Source organism: Paenibacillus sp. VTT E-133280, assembly GCF_002264385.1.
Classification (GTDB): Bacteria; Bacillota; Bacilli; order Paenibacillales; family Paenibacillaceae; genus Paenibacillus_AQ; species Paenibacillus_AQ nitricinens.
In genome coordinates, this window is the sequence record NZ_NFUX01000039.1 from 16709 (window position 1) to 34223 (window position 17515).

Sequence of the window (17515 nt, forward strand, 5' to 3'; positions counted from 1 at the left end):
AGGGAAGGAGAAACTCCGTATGAAGATACAATCGTCTGGGGCTTCTCCCAATAAGAAAAATAAAGACACTCACTCTAGCACCTCTGAACGTCGATCTAAGGGCAAGACAACGATGACCCGCCGGCAATTCCTTGTTCGAGGTGCGGCTACTGTAATCGGCGCAGGCTTGCTCACAAGTGGTTACGCTTGGCAAGGGGAGCCCAACTGGATTCAGGTTACTAAGCTGAAATTGTCCTTCAAAGATATTCCCTCTGCTTTTTCAGGCATGAAGGTTGTCCATTTCAGTGATACTCACCTTGGGTTTAATAAGGATGCCCGTGATCTGGCTCGACTTGCAGAGCGTATAGCTAAGGAGGAACCCGATCTTATATGTTTTACAGGTGACATCGTGGACAGCAACCCTGAGGATCTTGTAGAAGCCATACCTGTATTGGCAGAGCTGAGTGCTTCTCTAGGAAAATATGCGGTGCTAGGCAACCATGATTTCAAGAATACGAAGCGGATTATCGAGTTGTTTACATCAGCTGGATTCCGGGTGCTAAGGAATGATTCTTATCTTCTAAAAAGAGGTGGAGCAGTTATGGCTGTGACCGGGCTGGATGATCTGCTGCATGGTGAGCCTGACCCTGTGAAGGCACTCAGGGGTGTGCCTGCAGGAACCTTTACCGTTCTGATGATGCATGAACCGGATTATGCTGATATAGCACAGGCTCATTCATTTCACCTGCAGCTATCCGGGCACAGCCATGGGGGACAGATTCGCCTGCCGTTTGTAGGTGCTCCATTCACCCCTTATGGGTCTCAAAAGTACATAAATGGATTGTATTATACAGATACCAAGCGCATGCCAGTGTATGTGAATAGAGGTTTCGGTGAAACAGTCATGCCTTTTCGGTTTCTATGTAGGCCTGAATTAACGGTGCTGACATTGCATCATTCAACGGACGAATAGGCTGATATTTTAGCTGCATGGAGGAGGAGAGAGTATGAGTACTTATGAGGCAGTATCTTTCCAGACGCAACAAGGTATGGCGGTTGATCTTAGGAGGATTCCGCCCGAGGATGCTTGTCATTTACAGCAACTGCTCTCCCGTCCAGAAGTGCAGGCTCATATTCAAATACGCACCGGAGCTGGATCAGAACTTGCTCAGGTGGAGAAGCTGGTGAATCGGATGTTATTCGCATTCGATCCTTGCGCGTTACATGCGGGTATCTATTTGAAGGAGCAGCAGAAGTTGATCGGTATTGTTGCTTTGCAGCATTGGAACCGCCGTGAGGGAAAGGCCACTTTAGGATATATGCTAGACCCGGTGTACTGGGGAGGGGGATTGGCAACAGAGGCGGTTGGCTTATTTTTAAATTACAGTGTTCATACGCTTGGGATAACACGGATCGAAGGGCGCTGCCGAGGAGATAATATTAGATCCGAACGTGTGATGCTTAAGAACGGCATGATGCTGGAACGGGTGATGCCCAAAGTAGGCTCCTTGGACGATGTAATGAAAGTATTCACATTGTTACACAAATGAAATAATGCCGTTATGAAACTCTAACAGTGTCCGGTTAAACTAAGTACATGACCCCCTTTTAAAAATATACTGCTTTGGGACCCGATGATTCGGGTCCATTTTTTTTGTCAGGACCTAATCCGATCGTTTATGATTAACAAACAGTCGAATGAATTTAGAAGGAGGCGTAACATCTTGAATGATGTAATACAGACGTTAATGAGTCACCGTTCTTTCCGGCAGTATTCTGATCTACAAGTGGAGCCGGATAAGCTAAAGATAATGATCGAATCCGCCCAAGCAGCGCCCTCATGGGTTCATGGACAGCAGGTCTCCATTATAGCTATCAAAGATCCTGCGCGTAAGCAGCAGCTTTCGGTCTTGTGCGGCAATCAGAAGCATGTAGCAGCAGCCCCTGTCTTTCTGGTGTTCTGCATGGACTTCTATAGAGCGAAATTAGCAAGTAAAGTGGAAGGCAAGTCTTTTGAAGCCGTAAAAGATGTAGATGCTCTGCTCGTTGGAGCTACAGATGTCGGTATCTCAGTGGCTAACGCGATTGCAGCGGCAGAATCCATGGGACTCGGGATCATCCCTATTGGGGGTGTCCGGCGCAATACAGCAGGTGTTATTGATCTGTTGAAGCTGCCGGAGTACGTATTCCCTATCGTCGGGCTCTGTGTCGGATATCCGGCCGAAGAGGTCGCACAGAAGCCGCGGCTGCCGCTGGATGCGGTGTTTCATGAGGAACAATACAATCCGGATGTGGAAGGTCTCCTGGAGGCGTATAATCAAACCCACCGTGAATATATGCAGCAGCAGGGATTAACGGTGAGGGATTGGACGAGCACAATTGCTCATTTTTACGATATCAACCCGGAATATGGGGATGCGAAGCGTACTCTGAAGCAGCAAGGGTTTACCTGCGATAACCTATAAATAAACGACAATGCACCAAGCGGAGATTGGTTTAACGGAGGGTAACCCCACCCCTAAACCAATAACGCTTGGTGCATTTGTTCAAATACAAGAAATCTTTACAGTGAAACTTTAATTTTCTCGCGCTGCTTGTAATAAACCCAATGCGTAAAACCTATCGCTTTAAGCTGCTCGGCTACCGCATCTCGGTCTTCTGCGACTCGGGATGGCTTATGCGCATCCGATCCGAAAGTAACCTCAACGCCAAAATGATGTGCGCGCTCCAGTATATCTTCTGATGGATACCAACCGCCAACCAGCTTGGTTCCGCCTGAGGTATTAATTTCGATCGCCACGCCACATTCACTAATGACTTGCAGACAGTCATCAATTGGCTTTGGAGCAGGAATTTCTGAAAAAGCAGGATAATTTCCCTTCATCGCATCAATGTGTCCGAGAATTTGGAACATGCCACTGCGGGCGGAATCAGCAATCAATCGGTAATAATCAGACTTCACACGAATCTGTTCATTCTTGCTAAGCCCTTTCCAGCGACCCTTGTTAAAGATACTGACGCCACCAACACTATGTACCGATCCAATCACATAATCAAAAGGGTAGGCGGATAATGTTTTGCGGTAAAGCTCGGCATGCTCAGGGAAGTAGTCTGATTCAATACCCAGCAGAACGTCGATTACACCTTCGTATTCTTTTTTGAGGGAGAGCACTTCCTGAACATAATTTGAGAATTCGGACTTACCCATAGCAATTAGAGGAAAAGCTTGCTCGGAAGGGCTTCCAAAATAAGGGGTGTGGTCAGAAATGCCTATTACCCCTAACCCTGCTGAAATTCCGGCTTCGATATAATCTCTAATCGTTCCATCGGCATGGCCACAGCGAAAATGATGTGTATGCAGGTCAAATTTCATCAAGATCAACTCCTTTAAACAAGGTTATGCAATTAGCTCAGAAGTATCGATTCCACTTTTGGGTGTTTTTTATTCAGACCCAATAAATTGTGTCTCCGGCATACCTTTGAGATCACTAAGAAACTGTCTCATAGCTGAGTTCACGTATTTTCCAGACTTCGTTATGACACCTACAGGATGCGTGACCTCCAATTCAATAATAGGCACAATTTTGAGGGAACCGGCTCGCACCTCAGCGGTTACTGACTGCTTGGAAATAATGGCTGCACCTAAATCGAGCTCTACCATCCGTTTCACTTCCTCGCTGCTGGTCAGTTCCATTATTACCTGTGGCTCTATGCCATGCTTGGAGAATACTTCATCGGCAAATTTACGGCCCACTGTATCCGGTGAGAGCAGAATTAGCGGGGTTTTGCTTAGGGCTTCAATACCTGCAGTCTTAACTTGAGCCAGGGGGTGTCTGGGTGAGACCACCAACTCGAATGTATCATAATAAAGAATGGAAGTAGTCATACTCGGACTACGTCCGATCAAATAGCCAATGCCGACATCGACAATGCCATTCTCGACATGTTGATAAATTTGAGACGAGGACATAGAGGAAATAGATGTTTTGATATGAGGGAACTGGTCTTTAAAATAGGATAAAATACGCGGTAAAATTTGAATGGCGATAGAGGTAGTAGTGCCGAGAATAATATGTCCTTGGGGATTATCTTCAAGATCCGCAAGTCTCTGTTTAAGCTCCTCGACAATCGACACAATTTGTTCCGCATGCTCCAGAAATACAGTCCCTCGATCGGTTAACGTAACAGGCTGGTTCCGGTCAACCAGCTGTGTTTTGAACTCTTCTTCAAGGCTCTTGATTTGTGCTGAAACCGCCGGTTGGGTCAAGTTAAGCAGTTCTCCGGCCTTGCGAAAGCTCATCGTTTTGGAGATCGTTATTAATGTCTCCAGCTGGCTGATGTTCATGGAATACCTCCTTTGGACAAGCGAATATGAAAGTGATAGGGTGAAATATTACGTTCCATGTTGGCATTTGATTTAAATTATAGGAGATAATCCCCGACAGAGCAATGTTGCAACATAAACAAACTTGGGTTCGAATTCGACATGTACATTAATTTTTGCTGAATTGTGCCGATATATAAAGTATAATAAATCCATATTACTTGGGACTTTTGGTATATGACTAAAGCACGATAGAGGAGGAGACTGGACTTTCATGAAAGCAGAAGTAATTAATCCTTTTTTAGAATCTGCACGGACTGTTATAGAACAAGTGATTCAGGTCTCGCCTTCCACTGGGAATTTAGGCATCAAAGAAATTGAACTGATCGATAATCATATATGGATTCAAGTGGGAATGACAGGCCAGCTGAGCGGAAATATTATATTTGGTATCGCAGAGCAGGTAGCCTTGCGAATGGTATCGATTATGATGGGCGGCTATGTGATTACGGAGATGGATGAGATGGGTCAGAGTGCAATTTCAGAGCTAGGCAATATGATCAGTGGAAATGCCAGTACGATTTTATATAATCAGGGGGTTTCAGTGGATATAAGTCCTCCCCAAATTATGAAGCTTGAGAGTATGTCTTTTTTGCCTCGCAGAGCACTTAGTATTCCATTGTTGATGGATGGGGTTGGAGAGATGGATATTCAGGTGATGATCTCTTAGGCAAGAGTTAGGAGCTGAAATACCGTTTATGGTACTTAAAGATAAGGTTGTTGTGATTACAGGAGCATCCAGCGGTATTGGTGCATTAACCGCACAAATGCTTAGTAAGCAAGGTGCGATTCCGATCCTTTTGGCACGTTCTGAAGCGAAGTTGAAAGAAACGGCGGCCGGTATTCCGGGCGTTTTTGGACTGTATACATGCGATGTAACAGATGCCGATGGTGTACAAGAGACCTTTGCTCAAATTTTGGCGACTTACGGCAGAATTGATATTTTGCTAAATAATGCAGGGTACGGTAAATTCGCCGCTTTTACAGAGATGGAGCCTCATGAGTTTGATGATATGATGGATGTTAACTATATGGGGATTGTTCGTTGTACAAAGGCTGTTGTTCCACATATGTTAGAGCGGGGAAGTGGCCAGATCGTAAATGTGGCTTCTATGGCAGGGAAGATCGGTACAGCCAAATCGGTAGCCTATACAGCCACCAAGCATGCTGTTCTCGGATTCACGAATGCACTCCGTCAGGAGCTGCGGAAGAGCGGCATTATCGTTTCGGCTGTCAACCCGGGCCCCATTGCCACTGATTTCTTCAAAACGGCTGACCCTTCCGGCAATTATGAAAAGAGTGTAGCTCGGATGATGATGACACCAGAACATGTCTCTTCCAAGATCGTAAAGGTCATGGAAACTGGCAAAGAAGAGATTGATCTACCGGGTTTAGCAGGGTTTGGTATTCGGCTTTACGGTCTGTTTCCTCGTCTGGCGGACAAGCTTACTTATAATGCGATGAACAGAAAATAGAGCCTGCCGTCAGCATTATTGGCCTTCCATTTGGTGGAGAGGCCTTTTTGGCATATAATGAAGATATTATCTCAAGCGAAAAGGATGAATTACACTTATGAATAAAGCTTCTTTTGCGGCTATCGGCATTCAGGAAGACCTAGTTGCCCGATTGTCGGAATTCGGTATTAACGCCCCATCCCCGGTACAAGAGCAGACGATTCCACTTCTGCTGGAGGGAAGAGATGTTATTGCTGCTTCCCAGACTGGAACGGGTAAGACCTTGGCCTATCTGTTGCCTCTGCTTCAAACGATCAACCCGGAGCAGAAGGTGGTCCAAAAGCTGGTGCTCGCCCCTACACAGGAGCTGGCGATGCAAATCTTACGTGAGGCGGAACGTTATGGCGAACACCGTGGGATTCGAGTAATGGGTCTTATTGGCGGAGCAGCCATCAAACGGCAGATTGACAAACTGCGTGAGCATCCACAGCTTGTTGTGGGAACCCCTGGCCGGATTCGCGAATTGATTGGTCTTCGCAAGTTAAAGATGCATGAAGTCAGCACGATTGTTCTAGATGAAGCGGACCAAATGTTCCAGCTAAGCGGGGCCGGAGAGGTAACGAAAATTGTTAGCAGCGCACTGCGTTCACGCCAGCTCGTTATGCTGTCTGCAACCATTGGGCCGGAGACGAAAGCCTTGGCAAATCGTGAAATGAAGAACCCGGCAGAGGTTGGAATTGCTCCAGGTGTAATGACGGCAGAGAGTTTAGAGCATCATTATGTTGTCACTGAAGAACGCAATAAAATAGACATGCTACGCCGGGTCATCCGTCATTACAATCCAGATAAAGCGATTGTGTTCGTGAATGCTACAGATGATATTGCAGAGGTAGAGGCTAAGCTGAACCATCTTGGACTAACCGCGGCGGCACTTTACGGTGATGCTGATAAAGTAACGCGCAGTAATGTATTGTCACGTTTCCGTGAGGGGAAATTCCGTGTGCTTGTTGCCAGTGATGTAGCTGCCAGAGGACTGGATATTGAGAATTTGTCACTGGTAGTTAGCTTCGATCCTGCCTTTGATTCCGAGCATTATGTACACCGTGCGGGTCGTACGGGCCGGATGGGAAAACGCGGATTATCCGTAACGATTGTTACAGAGCAGCAGACCTTTATTATGCGTAAATTTGCGCGTGAACTGGATATTTCCCTTGAAGAGCGGGAAATGGTCGGTGGCAAGGTGCTAGCAGCAGATGAAGCGCGCAATGCTTTGAATAGTGGACGGGGACGAAATGAGAACAGCGGACAACGCCGCGATGCTTCTTCTCCGCATATCAGTAAGCCACAGGCGCGAACATCTGGGAATGCAGGAACCCAGCCGTCTACAACCAGCACAGAGCGGCAACCTGTTAAAAGACTGGCTACGATCCAGACAAGTGAGGCAAGCGTAGAACCACAGCGCGATTCTCAGCGCAGTGTGAATCCTTCTACAGGCGCGCGTGGAGGTGCGACTCCTGCACGAAGCAAACGCAGCAGCAATGCGGAACGTGAGAAGAACCGTAAGAATAAAGGAGCACCAAAGTGGTTGAAAGACAAAACTCCGAGAGGTGACGGTCAATGAATAATTCTCCCGTATTGCAAATTACGGGCCTCAGTGGTGGATACAGCCTGAATAAGCCGGTGCTGCATGATATTGCACTTCAGGTGCAGCCTGGCGAGATGGTTGGTTTAATTGGTTTAAATGGAGCAGGAAAAAGTACGACCATGAAGCATATTCTAGGATTGATGTCGCCCCATAAGGGCGATATCACAGTAAAGGGTAAGACCCGTGCAGAAGATCCCATCGGATATCACAATGCTTTAACTTTTGTGCCTGAATCGCCTCTTTTATATGATGAATTGACGGTACGTGAGCATGTTGAATTTACAGCAAGAGCGTACGGGATTGAACAAAGTGATTACGAAACCCGCACCTCACATCTAGCGAAGCTGTTCCATATGGAAGATAAGATGGACACGTTGTCGACCCATCTATCTAAAGGCATGAAGCAGAAGGTCATGATCATGTGTGCTTTCGTTGCGCGGCCGGCGTTATATGTAATCGATGAGCCTTTTTTAGGGCTAGATCCTTTAGGTATTCGCTCGTTGCTTGATTTCATGATGGACCTGAAAAAATCAGGATCCTCTATTCTGCTCAGCTCTCATATTCTTTCTACCATTGAGAATTATTGCGACCGCTTTATTGTGCTGCATAAAGGTAAGGTGATTGCTCAGGGAACGCTGGAAGAAATTGCGGCAACCACTGGACTACAGGGGCTGACTTTGGAGCAGCTGTTCTATGAGCTGGTTCAGGGAGGGAAATAATATGGATTTGAAAGAGCTGCGGCGCACGCGGCGAGGTCGATTCATGGGAAGCATGCTTCCTTATGTAGGATATATCATTCAAAGCGGCGTAGCTATGGTCTTCCTCTTTGTGTTAATTGTCTTCTCAGCTTGGTATACATCGCTGTTACAGAATGTGCCTGAAGGCATTCCCATTCGTTGGATTATGCTTGCAATACTGCTGCCTGCGGCAGTGCATAGCAGCTTCCGTACTTATTTGCAGACCCCAGATACGATCTTTCTACTGCCTCAAGGTCATCGGATGAAGGAATATTTTGCACCTTCGTGGGTTAGTGGGAACGTATGGAAGATTGTTCGATTGTTATTTGTGCTCATTACTCTTTGGCCGTTGTACATACGTACAGATGACAATCCTAAGCGACTTTTATTTACCATATTGATTTTGATAGCTGTGAAGTTAATTGCGAGTTACGGTTTATGGAAAGAGATAGCTATGCTGTCGCGTCCGATGGCAGGTCTATTTACTTTCTTACGCTGGGCAGTCGGCGGATTAATCATTGCCGCTTGGTTGTGGCAGCCAGTCGGCTCAAGTCTAATCTTTATCGTGTTATTAGCAGCAGCCTATCTTGTCGCACTGTCTGTCCCTGCACGTCACGCTGTACCATGGGAAAGACTAATCGCCATGGAAAAGAATCAAGGTGGACGCGCGCTGATGGTTCTGGGCTGGTTCGTGGATGTACCGGGTCGTGAGCAACGGGTATATGCTCGTCGTTATCTTTCCAAATGGGGCGCAAAGCTCCCTTGGCGTAAGGATACGGCTTACCGCTATCTGCTGACCAAGAGCTTCGCCCGGGGAGACATCTTCGGAATCATTATGCGGATTTCGGTACTGGCTTTGCTGCTGAATTGGTTGAACCATGACAGTTACTTCGGCACCGCCATCTATTTGTTCTTCCTGTTCATTATTGGTGTACAGTTGTCGGCACTCCGCAAATTGCATAGTGAGTCTTTTTGGCTGACAGTGTATCCCTTTCCTGAAGGCAGTAAGGCGGATAACACAACACAATTTGTATTCCGCGCACATCTGGTAGTGGCACTGATTCTTGGTTTACCTTTCTTAGCCTCTATAGGCGACCGTCTACTACCAGTGATTGGTACATTTGTAGCAGGGATTCTGGTATCCTTTCTGTTTAAGGGATACTTGTCCCGCAAAGCGGCACGGATGGTTGACGAGGATTTGTAAGAGATGATTTCAAAATAAAAAAGGCTTTCTCAAAAGTAGAGGATTCTACGGATGAGGAAGCCTTTTTTGTGTGGGGAATGAGGTGTAGCATTGGAAAAGGGAAAGAGCTCAAGGCTCTCTCCCGTAACTGTCATCTCTAGTTAGACAAAGAGTGAACGGCTGATGATAACCAGCAGGATAAAGAGAACCAGAATGGCGCCAGTACTTGTGAATCCGCCGCCTCCACAACAACCGTTAAATCCGCCTCTTACTTCTTCGCTCATGTTCATTCCCCTTTCGGTGTGTGTTGTACTTGAGTACATCGTATTGTATGTGCGGAGAGAGAAGCATGTATAGGCCAATGCCGGAGGAGTCCAGAAAAAAAATCAGCCCCGTAGAAACGGAGCTGATTGTAAGGAGTATGAAAGATTTGTTACGCTTTTTCCAGATCACGAACGCCTGCGTATACAAGATCAAACAGATCTTCGAGCTGAGCCTCTTCGATACAAGAGAAAGCAATCCGCAGATCTGTTTCACCGAGAGCGATAGTGCCCAGTCCATAATTATGAATCAGGTGAAGCCGAAGAGCTTCAGCCGAAACAGTATGCAGCTTCAGACACATGAAGTAGCCGGAGTTAAAAGGATAATACGTCCATACATCATCGCCGTATTTGCCGCTATCGAGCAGCGCTTTTACTTTATTCGCACGGCCCTTCATGATTTGGAACTTCTCTTCCTTCTGTTCTTCGAATTGTGGAGATTTCAGTGCATCCAGTACGAAGGTCTGTGATGGGTGTGCACCACTGGAAATAGTGGCGCGAATGATGCCTAATGTTTTTTGCTCCAATGCGGCCAGCAAATCCTTGTCTTCCGAGGCATAAGTGATGAAGCCAACACGGAAGCCCCAGACGAATTCTTCTTTAGTAGCACCGTCAATTTTGATTGGAAGCACACGTGGGTGCAGATGAGCAAGCTTACCGAATAATGATTCCTTTAGTGAGTCTTCAAAGAACAGTCCGAAGTAGGCATCATCACTTACGACAACCACGTTAATGCCTTCCTCAGCCGCACGAAGGATAGCTGCGACGATTTCATCGCCTTCCTTAATCCCCGGAGTATAACCTGTAGGATTGTTTGGGAAGTTCAAAAGCACAATGGCTTTGCCGCGTTCTTTTTGAGCCAGCAAGGCTTCTTCCAGACCCGCACTATTGAAAGTCATTTCTTCTGTGAATAGCGGATAGTTAACGGTTTCCCCATGGCGGCGGATTCCGAAGGTTAATTCATAGTTCTCCCAGTTCTTGTCTGGGTAGATAATAGCGTCACCTGGCTCAGCGAAGAGGTCAGCGACAATGCTAAGCCCATGAGTCAGGGCGTTGGTTACAACAGGATTGCTGATGGTTTTACCTTCTAGCGATGGATTTTCGCGCAGCATCTTTTCACGCCATACAGTACGCAGCTCTGGTTTACCTGCTGGAGGAGCGTAACTATACAGATCCTTAGGGCTGTAAGCGGATAGTTTATCCTGGATGACGCCGAGGTGCATAGGCACGCCACCTTCAGTAGCAATACCGATGGTTGCGTTATATTTCTTGGCGTGAGCTCCTGCTTCAGCGGATTGGCTCAGGATACCCTCTTTAGGGAAATAAATTTCTTTGCCAAGCGTAGAGAGCATATCGTACACATGTTCATTTCCTGCTTTGATACTTTCGTTTAATTGTCCAGCTAGTGGATTCATCAGTTTCATCCTTCCAGGGTTCTTTGGGGATAACATACTGTTAACATTGCCTAACATTATATCACCGCCACTTGCAACCGTCACTTGGAAAGATACGTTTTTTAAAAATTTAAGGAAGTTTAAGTTTTACACTATACGTAGTGCTTATTTTGTACGAGAAACTGGTTTATCCGTAACTATTATTCGGAGTGGTAGGGGCAGTATTTTTTCATCATTTCTATGGTTTCTTCATCCCGTGGATGATTTCTTTCAGATAGGCCGGAAATGACCCCGGAACGTCCTTCTTCTTTTAGATTCTGCCCAAACTTAAACTTTGCCGTGATCTCATCCGGAGTAATGCGCACTACCGCGACTCCCTTTAGACGGGGACGGTACCTAGGGTCTTCAGCATCAATAGGCTCATAACCACCCTCGGGCTGGAGTTTTTTCATAAACAAGGAGAGTACGATGGCTTTTTCGCTAATGTCATCTACAGGTTCGGCTATGCCGTAGGCGGTGACACTTTTAAAATATGCGGTGGCTGGGCAGGCCATCTCAGGATCACTAAAATAAGACGGAATCAGCGCATACTCATCTGCTACGGTAAAGCAGACCTTCTGCTGATTGCGGATCGCCTCCATTTTGCCGCCAGCATGACTGCCGTGGAAATAGAAACACCCATCTGTATATACAAAATTCAGCGGCGTCACCCGCGGTAGCCCTTGTTCATCGCTTGTCCCGAGAAAACCATAGCTCATTCCGTCTAGAAAAGAGGCCAATTCTTCCTCCTGATCTACTTGAAATTCTTTTCTGCGCATAGGGATCACTTCCTTTTTCTTATTAGTGTAGAGCGTTTGCTCCAATGTAGATGTTCTTTCAAGAATAGAAGAGTCATTGACAATTAAAAAGGACCAATTAAGATAGTTTTTAATGGACCACTTGCTGGCCAAGGAGGGAAACAATGAATATCACGCTGGCATACGATCAATATCTGGCAATACACCGCTACAAATATCTAGCGCTATATCATGCGCTCCGCGCTGCAATATTGGAGGGGATTCTCCAAGGTGGCACGCAGCTGCCGTCTACACGAAGTTTGGCTATGCACTATGACATGTCGCGCGGTTCAGTCTCGCAGGTGTACGAAATGCTGCTTGCTGATGGTTATGTAAGGACGGTGACAGGGCGGGGGACATTCGTATCAGAAGATAGCTTCTCTTCAGCTTCTGGAGATATTAAGCGTGAAAATGCAGCTTGGGGTGAAGTGGCAGATGTTGCTGGGGGAGGCCTTGCATCAGAGAGAATGATCCCACTCTCGGCATGGGGAAGGCGACTACTTGCGCGTCCGACACCTTTGTATGAGCAGCGTAGCAACAATGTTATAAGCTTTCTTAGCAGTGGTATGAGGATGGAGCATTTTCCTTACTCCGAATGGCGTAGTGCGCTGTCCTATGCCGGAGGGAAGGAAGGCGGATTGCTTCAAAGTACTTGTCCACCTCAAGGAGATGAAGGACTTCGGAAAGCTATTGCTGCACATCTGCGGATTACCCGCGGAATTCGTGCGGATGCAGAGCATATCGTATTGTTTAGCGGTTCGATGCAAGGCATCGTTATTTTGACACAGTTACTGCTGGATGCAGGAGGCGCAGCGGTTGTCGAGGACCCAGGCTTTCATGGGATTCGCCGAGCGGTAGAGATTAACGGGGGACGATTGCTGTCAGGAAAGCTGGATGACAGCGGTCTTATCCCGGAGGATTGGGATGCGCGTCTGTTGTTTGTTACAACGAGTCGTCAATTTCCTACAGGTGTGGTGCTGCCTTTGGAACGGAGGCGAATCTTGCTGGAATGGGCGCAGCGGCATGATGCGGTGATCATTGAAGATGATTATGACAGTGAGTTTCGGTGGTCAGGACGTCCAATTGAGCCTTTAAAAGCGCTAGATCGCGGAGAACAGGTCGTGTATATTGGCTCCTTCTCAAACACGATGTTCTCTGGCCTTCGGCTTGGCTTCGCAGTGCTCCCACCCTCGCTGGTGAAGCCGACGATCGCCGCCAAGGCGTTATATGAGCCCTTGCCAGTAGGACTGCTGGAACAGCGTGCGTTGACGCGGTTCATGAATACCGGCGGCTATAGTCGTCATCTGCGCCGGATGACCCGCATTTACGGCGAACGTGGCCGTATTCTTAGGACTCTGCTGTCGGAACAGTTGAATGAGCTGTTTGAACTGTTGCCTGGCGATGCGGGGCTACAAGTATATGCGCGGTGGCTGCGCAGTAGAGAAGAGTTCGTGGCATTCCGGGCGGCGGCGCACAGGCGCGGCACAGATTTCAGAGATGCGGCGTTATATCAAGTTTCGGCTGGGGAGCCAGCCGCATGTTTTGCTTTTGCCCATCTGAATGCTGTGGAGCTGGAGGAAGGAATAAAGCGCCTCCTTTTGTCGTGGCAAGATGTACAAAATGCAACATGACAAGGTATGATGGTGGGGATGGACAGCAAAATGAAGTCAATGCTTATGATGCAAGTTTTGCGAAGTAACTCAGAGTAGATTATGCTAACGATGTAAGTTTTGGCAAGTAACTCAAGCAGTTTATGCTAACAAAACGAAACGAATGCTTACGAAGCAAGTTTTGCGAAGAAACTCAAAGTAGTTTATGCTAACAAAACTTTTGGGAGGGAACGTTATGCTGCACGCATCGCCGTCCTCTTTTGTTATATTACCTGCCTTGGCGAAGATTGTGTGCGAACCAAGCTGGAAATGGCAAAAAAGAGAGAAGTCGCTGCAAAATTATGATTTATTCTATGTATGGAGCGGGGAAGGGACGGTTATACGTAACGGGGAACCCTTCCAAGTGGGCAAGGGAAGCTGCTTCCTGTTCCGTCCGGGTGACCATACTAGCGCTACTCATAATCCGCAAAGACCGCTTGTCCTTACATATATTCATTTTGATGTCACCGGAGAGGTGACGGAAATTCCTCTGCCCTATCGCGTACTCGCAGAAACCGTTGAATTTGAGCATCTGCTTGCTCGTTACGTCAGGCTGTTCCTAGTGGATACGTACGCAGCTGAGGAAGAAGGGCAGCTTGTTCTAAAGCAACTAATGATTCATCTGCTTAGGGAGGATCGAGTGAAGCCTGTAGAACGTTATGCTAGCAACCATTTAACTGAGATTATTCATGAAATAGCGAACTATGTGAGCCAACATCCCGGGATTTCGCATCGCGTAGAGGATCTTGCTGCACGTGCAGGGCTGTCGCCGCGGTATTTCTCAATTAAGTTCAAGGAGCTTACTGGCTCTTCCGTTCAATCTTATGTCATTCGAGCCCGGATTGAGCGTGCTCAGCATTTGTTGCTTTACGCAGGAATGAATGTTACTGAAGTAGCAGATGCGCTTGGATACCGTGACATATTCTTTTTCAGCCGCCAGTTCAAGCAGTATACCGGAAAAAGTCCATCTGAGATCCGCTGATTTGCATTCGTTGTTTCAGTTATTTCATCCAAGGGTAAATACTTTGCAGTTTAGTTTACAGAGAATTTACATACTTCTTGGAAGGGGAGACGCATGGGATGATGATCAGACGCCGAATCTGCAACACCGATTGTAAAAGTGGAGGCGCAGGGCTTTTTAGAAACCGTTTAAGAAGATTAAAGCAATCGAGTGCTTTTGCCATAGACAGCTGGTTCTAAACTGAGTAAATAGGTATATAATCGCTGGACATGACCAAAGACTTTAAATAACCGGGGCCAACAGGCTTCCGGTTTTTTTGAAATATAAGAGATCAACGCTTACCGTCCTTATAAGGATGCCGCTAGGCATTTATGCTTGGCAAACTGAAGGATTTATCGTTCCTCTTGTTGTATTTGATACAATAGAATAAATCTCCTGTGAGGGTAATTTTGCATTCTGTTGCATATCTTACATTCAATTGGCGAAAAAACGCCCATACTAGAGATTATCAGGCTGATCTATTGCATGAAGTAACAGAGTTCCAGAGCATACAGGTGGGAGGAGAGATAAAATGTACGAAATCGTACTAATACGTCATGGTGAAAGCCAGTACAATGTGCAAAATTTGTTTACGGGTTGGAGTGATCCGGATTTAACCGAAAAGGGTATTCTAGAGGCTAAGGCTGCTGGCAAGCTTTTGAAGGATGAAGGGTATACGTTTGATCTAGCTTTTGCATCGGTACTTAAACGATCGATCAAAACACTCAACTATGTTCTCGATGAAATGGATCTGCTGTGGATTCCTGTGCAAAAGTCCTGGAAGCTGAATGAACGGCATTATGGTGCACTTCAGGGACTTAGTAAAAGTGAAACGGCGATAAAATACGGTGAAGAACAATTGCATCTCTGGCGACGGAGTTTATCGGTTCGGCCTCCACTGCTGGAGCTTAATGATCCTCGGTATGCCAGAAACGACATTCGTTATAGCAGTATTCGTCCGAAGGATATTCCGCGAGGCGAGAGTCTGGAAGATACTGTTCATCGTGTGGGTGATTTCTGGAGAAATCGCATCGTCCCCCTTGTGCGTAAAAAGGAACGGGTGCTCATTTCAGCCCATGGCAATACACTGAGAGCGTTGATCAAATTTATGGAGGATATTGATGAGGCAGCACTGCTGGAGCTCAATATTCCTACAGGGGTACCACTCGTGTACAAACTAGATGAGGACATTAATCCAATCAGCCGCTTTTATTTAGGAGATCCAGAACAGGTTGCCGCCAAGGCGCTTGATGTTGCTAAGCAAGGACATGTGTAATAGCGTAACAGGTGTAAAGAGCAGATAATGGCTTGAAAAGAGGAAGGACAGCCGTGGGGCTGTCCTTTTGTTTGTAGTGTGTAGTAGGCATCCAAAAGGTAAATGCAGTAGATGTTAACGTATTCTCCATTGCCAAGGATAGAATAATACTATATAGTTGTATTGATAATGATTATCAGTATCATTATCATTATATAATATGTCGATTGGAGTGAATTTATTTTGTTTAAATCTCCAAAAACTTACCTATTGCTTGTGTTTACTTTGGTTATAACGTTACTGCTATCAGCTTGCGGACAAGCAGTTGAGCACACCACCTCAGTAGAAGGGACAGAAAGTGCTGCATCTTCATCAAACAGCAATGACTCATCCAGCGAAGTGGACATGGTTACATATCAGGCAAGTAACGGAGATATTCAAGTACCCAGGAATCCGAAACGGATTGTCGATTTAACCTCCTTCGACACTGGATACTTCTTGGCGTTAGGTATCAAACCTGTTGGTGTTATGAATGGTGTCTTAAACAGTCCCTACTTTGAAGGAATGCTGGAAGGCGTTCAAGGCCTTGGGGATGAACCGTCTCTTGAACACATTTTAGAGCTGAATCCTGATCTTATTGTTGTATTCTCCGGAATGGAAGGAATTGAGAAACTGGCCGAAATAGCGCCAGTAGTAGCCATTCAATACGGAGCAAAAACTATCAGAGATCAAATGCTTGATTTCGGTACATTAACGGGGAAAGAAGTCGAAGCTAAAGCTTGGGTGGAACAATGGAACAAAAAAATCAGTGAATTGAAGCCTAAGGTGGTGGCAGCTGTAGGTGATAGAACCGTTTCTATCCTAAATCCTTATTCCGGTGGACTATTCGTATTCGGTCACAGCTACGGGCGCGGTGGAGAAATTATTTATAATGAATTTGGCCTGAAAGCACCTTCTGAAGCGCAGAAAGAAGCTATAGACAGCGGCACTGGTTGGGCAACAATCTCCCTTGAGAAGCTGCCTCAATTTGCTGGAGATATTGTATTCACATGCCCATGGGCTGGCGATACGAGCGATCCGAAAATCGTCTATGACAACTCCTTATGGAAGCATCTCCCTGCCGTAAAAGCAGGCAACGTATTCCAACTGGACCCAACCGCTGATACATATAGTGATCCCGTTACGCTTGAAGCGCAGTTAAATTACATTACTGAGAGTCTTTTATCTGCAAAATAATTCTAATTCAACGAAAGTCCACGAACTTGCTTTTGGTTTTTATAGCAGGAAGAATCGGCATTGAGCGATGCTGATTCTCCCTGCTATTTTTAATTTAGTTTTGTGATATATGAGTATATTCAATAAATCTATGAGGATTTTCTATGTTAGGATGATATTTCTGATGATAGTATTCAATGTAAGTTTAAAAAGTAAAGGAGGAATTAATGAACATTTTCGCACGTTTTAATTTGTAAGTATGAGTTAGGAGAATTATGCAAAAAATCTAAACCGGTTTAGATTTAATCAGTAACACACTTGATGCTTGAATAAGCCTTACTCCACAGCGGCTAGCGCTCTAGAGAATAACTCCTTCCTGAAAGTAAATTCATCCTATCGATTTATGAAGTGAACGTTTATGTATTAGAAATTTAATTGAAATCTCGCTCTTTACGATGACCCAT

The 17515-nt window shown here is 46.0% G+C and carries 17 protein-coding genes; 12 read left to right on the forward strand and 5 right to left on the reverse strand.

The window, feature by feature from the left end; genetic code table 11:
- Window positions 1–19 precede the first annotated feature (19 nt).
- The 3 genes from CA600_RS17250 (at window position 20) to CA600_RS17260 (ending at window position 2444) form a co-directional block, all read left to right on the forward strand.
- A complete protein-coding gene (locus CA600_RS17250) occupies window positions 20–952 on the forward strand; it encodes a metallophosphoesterase (RefSeq protein ID WP_094871661.1) in 933 nt (310 codons plus the stop codon).
- A gap of 34 nt (window positions 953–986) precedes the next feature.
- Window positions 987–1529: a GNAT family N-acetyltransferase gene (locus CA600_RS17255; protein ID WP_094871663.1), complete on the forward strand. Its 543-nt coding sequence runs from the start codon at window positions 987–989 to the stop codon at window positions 1527–1529.
- 174 nt (window positions 1530–1703) lie between these two features.
- A complete protein-coding gene (locus tag CA600_RS17260) occupies window positions 1704–2444 on the forward strand; it encodes an NADPH-dependent oxidoreductase (protein ID WP_094871664.1) in 741 nt (246 codons plus the stop codon).
- A 98-nt stretch (window positions 2445–2542) separates the two neighbouring features.
- Here CA600_RS17260 and CA600_RS17265 read toward each other — a convergent pair whose 3' ends face one another.
- Together CA600_RS17265 and CA600_RS17270 are read right to left on the reverse strand one after the other, a co-directional pair.
- A complete protein-coding gene (locus CA600_RS17265; RefSeq protein ID WP_094871666.1) occupies window positions 2543–3352 on the reverse strand; it encodes a histidinol-phosphatase in 810 nt (269 codons plus the stop codon).
- Window positions 3353–3421: 69 nt separating this feature from the next.
- Window positions 3422–4324 (reverse strand): LysR family transcriptional regulator, encoded by a 903-nt coding sequence (locus tag CA600_RS17270; RefSeq protein ID WP_094871667.1) that lies wholly within the window; start codon window positions 4322–4324, stop codon window positions 3422–3424.
- Between the two features lie 253 nt (window positions 4325–4577).
- Between CA600_RS17270 and CA600_RS17275 the strand changes: the two genes are divergently transcribed.
- The 5 genes from CA600_RS17275 to CA600_RS17295 all read left to right on the forward strand — a co-directional run bounded on the left by CA600_RS17275 (window position 4578) and on the right by CA600_RS17295 (window position 9403).
- The gene (locus CA600_RS17275) at window positions 4578–5033 is read left to right on the forward strand and encodes a chemotaxis protein CheX (protein WP_042130872.1); all 456 of its coding nucleotides are present in this window, start codon (window positions 4578–4580) and stop codon (window positions 5031–5033) included.
- A 28-nt stretch (window positions 5034–5061) separates the two neighbouring features.
- Complete coding sequence (locus tag CA600_RS17280) at window positions 5062–5838, forward strand: SDR family NAD(P)-dependent oxidoreductase (protein WP_076300333.1); 777 nt, start codon at window positions 5062–5064, stop codon at window positions 5836–5838.
- 97 nt (window positions 5839–5935) lie between these two features.
- Window positions 5936–7438 carry a DEAD/DEAH box helicase gene (locus CA600_RS17285; RefSeq protein WP_094871669.1) on the forward strand — a complete coding sequence of 501 codons (1503 nt, stop codon included), beginning with the start codon at window positions 5936–5938 and terminating at the stop codon, window positions 7436–7438.
- The gene (locus CA600_RS17290; protein ID WP_094871670.1) at window positions 7435–8181 is read left to right on the forward strand and encodes an ABC transporter ATP-binding protein; all 747 of its coding nucleotides are present in this window, start codon (window positions 7435–7437) and stop codon (window positions 8179–8181) included. The genes CA600_RS17285 and CA600_RS17290 overlap by 4 nt, the downstream gene beginning before the upstream one ends.
- Window position 8182: 1 nt before the next feature.
- A complete protein-coding gene (locus CA600_RS17295) occupies window positions 8183–9403 on the forward strand; it encodes an ABC transporter permease (RefSeq protein WP_094871672.1) in 1221 nt (406 codons plus the stop codon).
- Window positions 9404–9543: 140 nt separating this feature from the next.
- Here CA600_RS17295 and CA600_RS31565 read toward each other — a convergent pair whose 3' ends face one another.
- From CA600_RS31565 to CA600_RS17305, 3 genes are all read right to left on the reverse strand, one after another.
- Entirely contained in the window at window positions 9544–9666 is a 123-nt protein-coding gene (locus CA600_RS31565) for a YjcZ family sporulation protein (protein ID WP_218641867.1), read from the reverse strand.
- Window positions 9667–9815: 149 nt separating this feature from the next.
- Complete coding sequence (locus CA600_RS17300; RefSeq protein WP_094871713.1) at window positions 9816–11117, reverse strand: aminotransferase class I/II-fold pyridoxal phosphate-dependent enzyme; 1302 nt, start codon at window positions 11115–11117, stop codon at window positions 9816–9818.
- A gap of 179 nt (window positions 11118–11296) precedes the next feature.
- Window positions 11297–11914, reverse strand: coding sequence for a pyridoxamine 5'-phosphate oxidase family protein (locus tag CA600_RS17305; protein ID WP_094871674.1), 618 nt, complete (start codon window positions 11912–11914; stop codon window positions 11297–11299).
- Between the two features lie 143 nt (window positions 11915–12057).
- Here CA600_RS17305 and pdxR point away from each other — a divergent pair, with 143 nt between their 5' ends.
- The 4 genes from pdxR (at window position 12058) to CA600_RS17325 (ending at window position 17072) form a co-directional block, all read left to right on the forward strand.
- A complete protein-coding gene (gene pdxR, locus CA600_RS17310) occupies window positions 12058–13563 on the forward strand; it encodes a MocR-like pyridoxine biosynthesis transcription factor PdxR (RefSeq protein WP_094871675.1) in 1506 nt (501 codons plus the stop codon).
- Window positions 13564–13777: 214 nt separating this feature from the next.
- Window positions 13778–14563, forward strand: a complete 786-nt coding sequence (locus tag CA600_RS17315) for a helix-turn-helix domain-containing protein (RefSeq protein WP_094871677.1) — start codon at window positions 13778–13780, stop codon at window positions 14561–14563.
- A gap of 550 nt (window positions 14564–15113) precedes the next feature.
- The gene (gpmA, locus tag CA600_RS17320) at window positions 15114–15857 is read left to right on the forward strand and encodes a 2,3-diphosphoglycerate-dependent phosphoglycerate mutase (RefSeq protein WP_094871678.1); all 744 of its coding nucleotides are present in this window, start codon (window positions 15114–15116) and stop codon (window positions 15855–15857) included.
- Between the two features lie 222 nt (window positions 15858–16079).
- Window positions 16080–17072 carry an ABC transporter substrate-binding protein gene (locus tag CA600_RS17325; protein WP_094871680.1) on the forward strand — a complete coding sequence of 331 codons (993 nt, stop codon included), beginning with the start codon at window positions 16080–16082 and terminating at the stop codon, window positions 17070–17072.
- Window positions 17073–17515 lie beyond the last annotated feature (443 nt).

What these genes read in the sequence shown, in the direction of transcription:
- gpmA (WP_094871678.1), top strand. Translation starts at nt 15,114, where the DNA reads ATGTACGAAATCGTACTAATACGTCATGGTGAAAGCCAGTACAATGTG.
- CA600_RS17275 (WP_042130872.1), top strand. Translation starts at nt 4,578, where the DNA reads ATGAAAGCAGAAGTAATTAATCCTTTTTTAGAATCTGCACGGACTGTT.
- CA600_RS17250 (WP_094871661.1), top strand. Translation starts at nt 20, where the DNA reads ATGAAGATACAATCGTCTGGGGCTTCTCCCAATAAGAAAAATAAAGAC.
- CA600_RS17305 (WP_094871674.1), bottom strand. Translation starts at nt 11,914, where the DNA reads ATGCGCAGAAAAGAATTTCAAGTAGATCAGGAGGAAGAATTGGCCTCT.
- CA600_RS17270 (WP_094871667.1), bottom strand. Translation starts at nt 4,324, where the DNA reads ATGAACATCAGCCAGCTGGAGACATTAATAACGATCTCCAAAACGATG.
- pdxR (WP_094871675.1), top strand. Translation starts at nt 12,058, where the DNA reads ATGAATATCACGCTGGCATACGATCAATATCTGGCAATACACCGCTAC.
- CA600_RS17300 (WP_094871713.1), bottom strand. Translation starts at nt 11,117, where the DNA reads ATGAATCCACTAGCTGGACAATTAAACGAAAGTATCAAAGCAGGAAAT.
- CA600_RS31565 (WP_218641867.1), bottom strand. Translation starts at nt 9,666, where the DNA reads ATGAGCGAAGAAGTAAGAGGCGGATTTAACGGTTGTTGTGGAGGCGGC.
- CA600_RS17280 (WP_076300333.1), top strand. Translation starts at nt 5,062, where the DNA reads ATGGTACTTAAAGATAAGGTTGTTGTGATTACAGGAGCATCCAGCGGT.
- CA600_RS17255 (WP_094871663.1), top strand. Translation starts at nt 987, where the DNA reads ATGAGTACTTATGAGGCAGTATCTTTCCAGACGCAACAAGGTATGGCG.
- CA600_RS17265 (WP_094871666.1), bottom strand. Translation starts at nt 3,352, where the DNA reads ATGAAATTTGACCTGCATACACATCATTTTCGCTGTGGCCATGCCGAT.
- CA600_RS17285 (WP_094871669.1), top strand. Translation starts at nt 5,936, where the DNA reads ATGAATAAAGCTTCTTTTGCGGCTATCGGCATTCAGGAAGACCTAGTT.
- CA600_RS17290 (WP_094871670.1), top strand. Translation starts at nt 7,435, where the DNA reads ATGAATAATTCTCCCGTATTGCAAATTACGGGCCTCAGTGGTGGATAC.
- CA600_RS17295 (WP_094871672.1), top strand. Translation starts at nt 8,183, where the DNA reads ATGGATTTGAAAGAGCTGCGGCGCACGCGGCGAGGTCGATTCATGGGA.
- CA600_RS17315 (WP_094871677.1), top strand. Translation starts at nt 13,778, where the DNA reads ATGCTGCACGCATCGCCGTCCTCTTTTGTTATATTACCTGCCTTGGCG.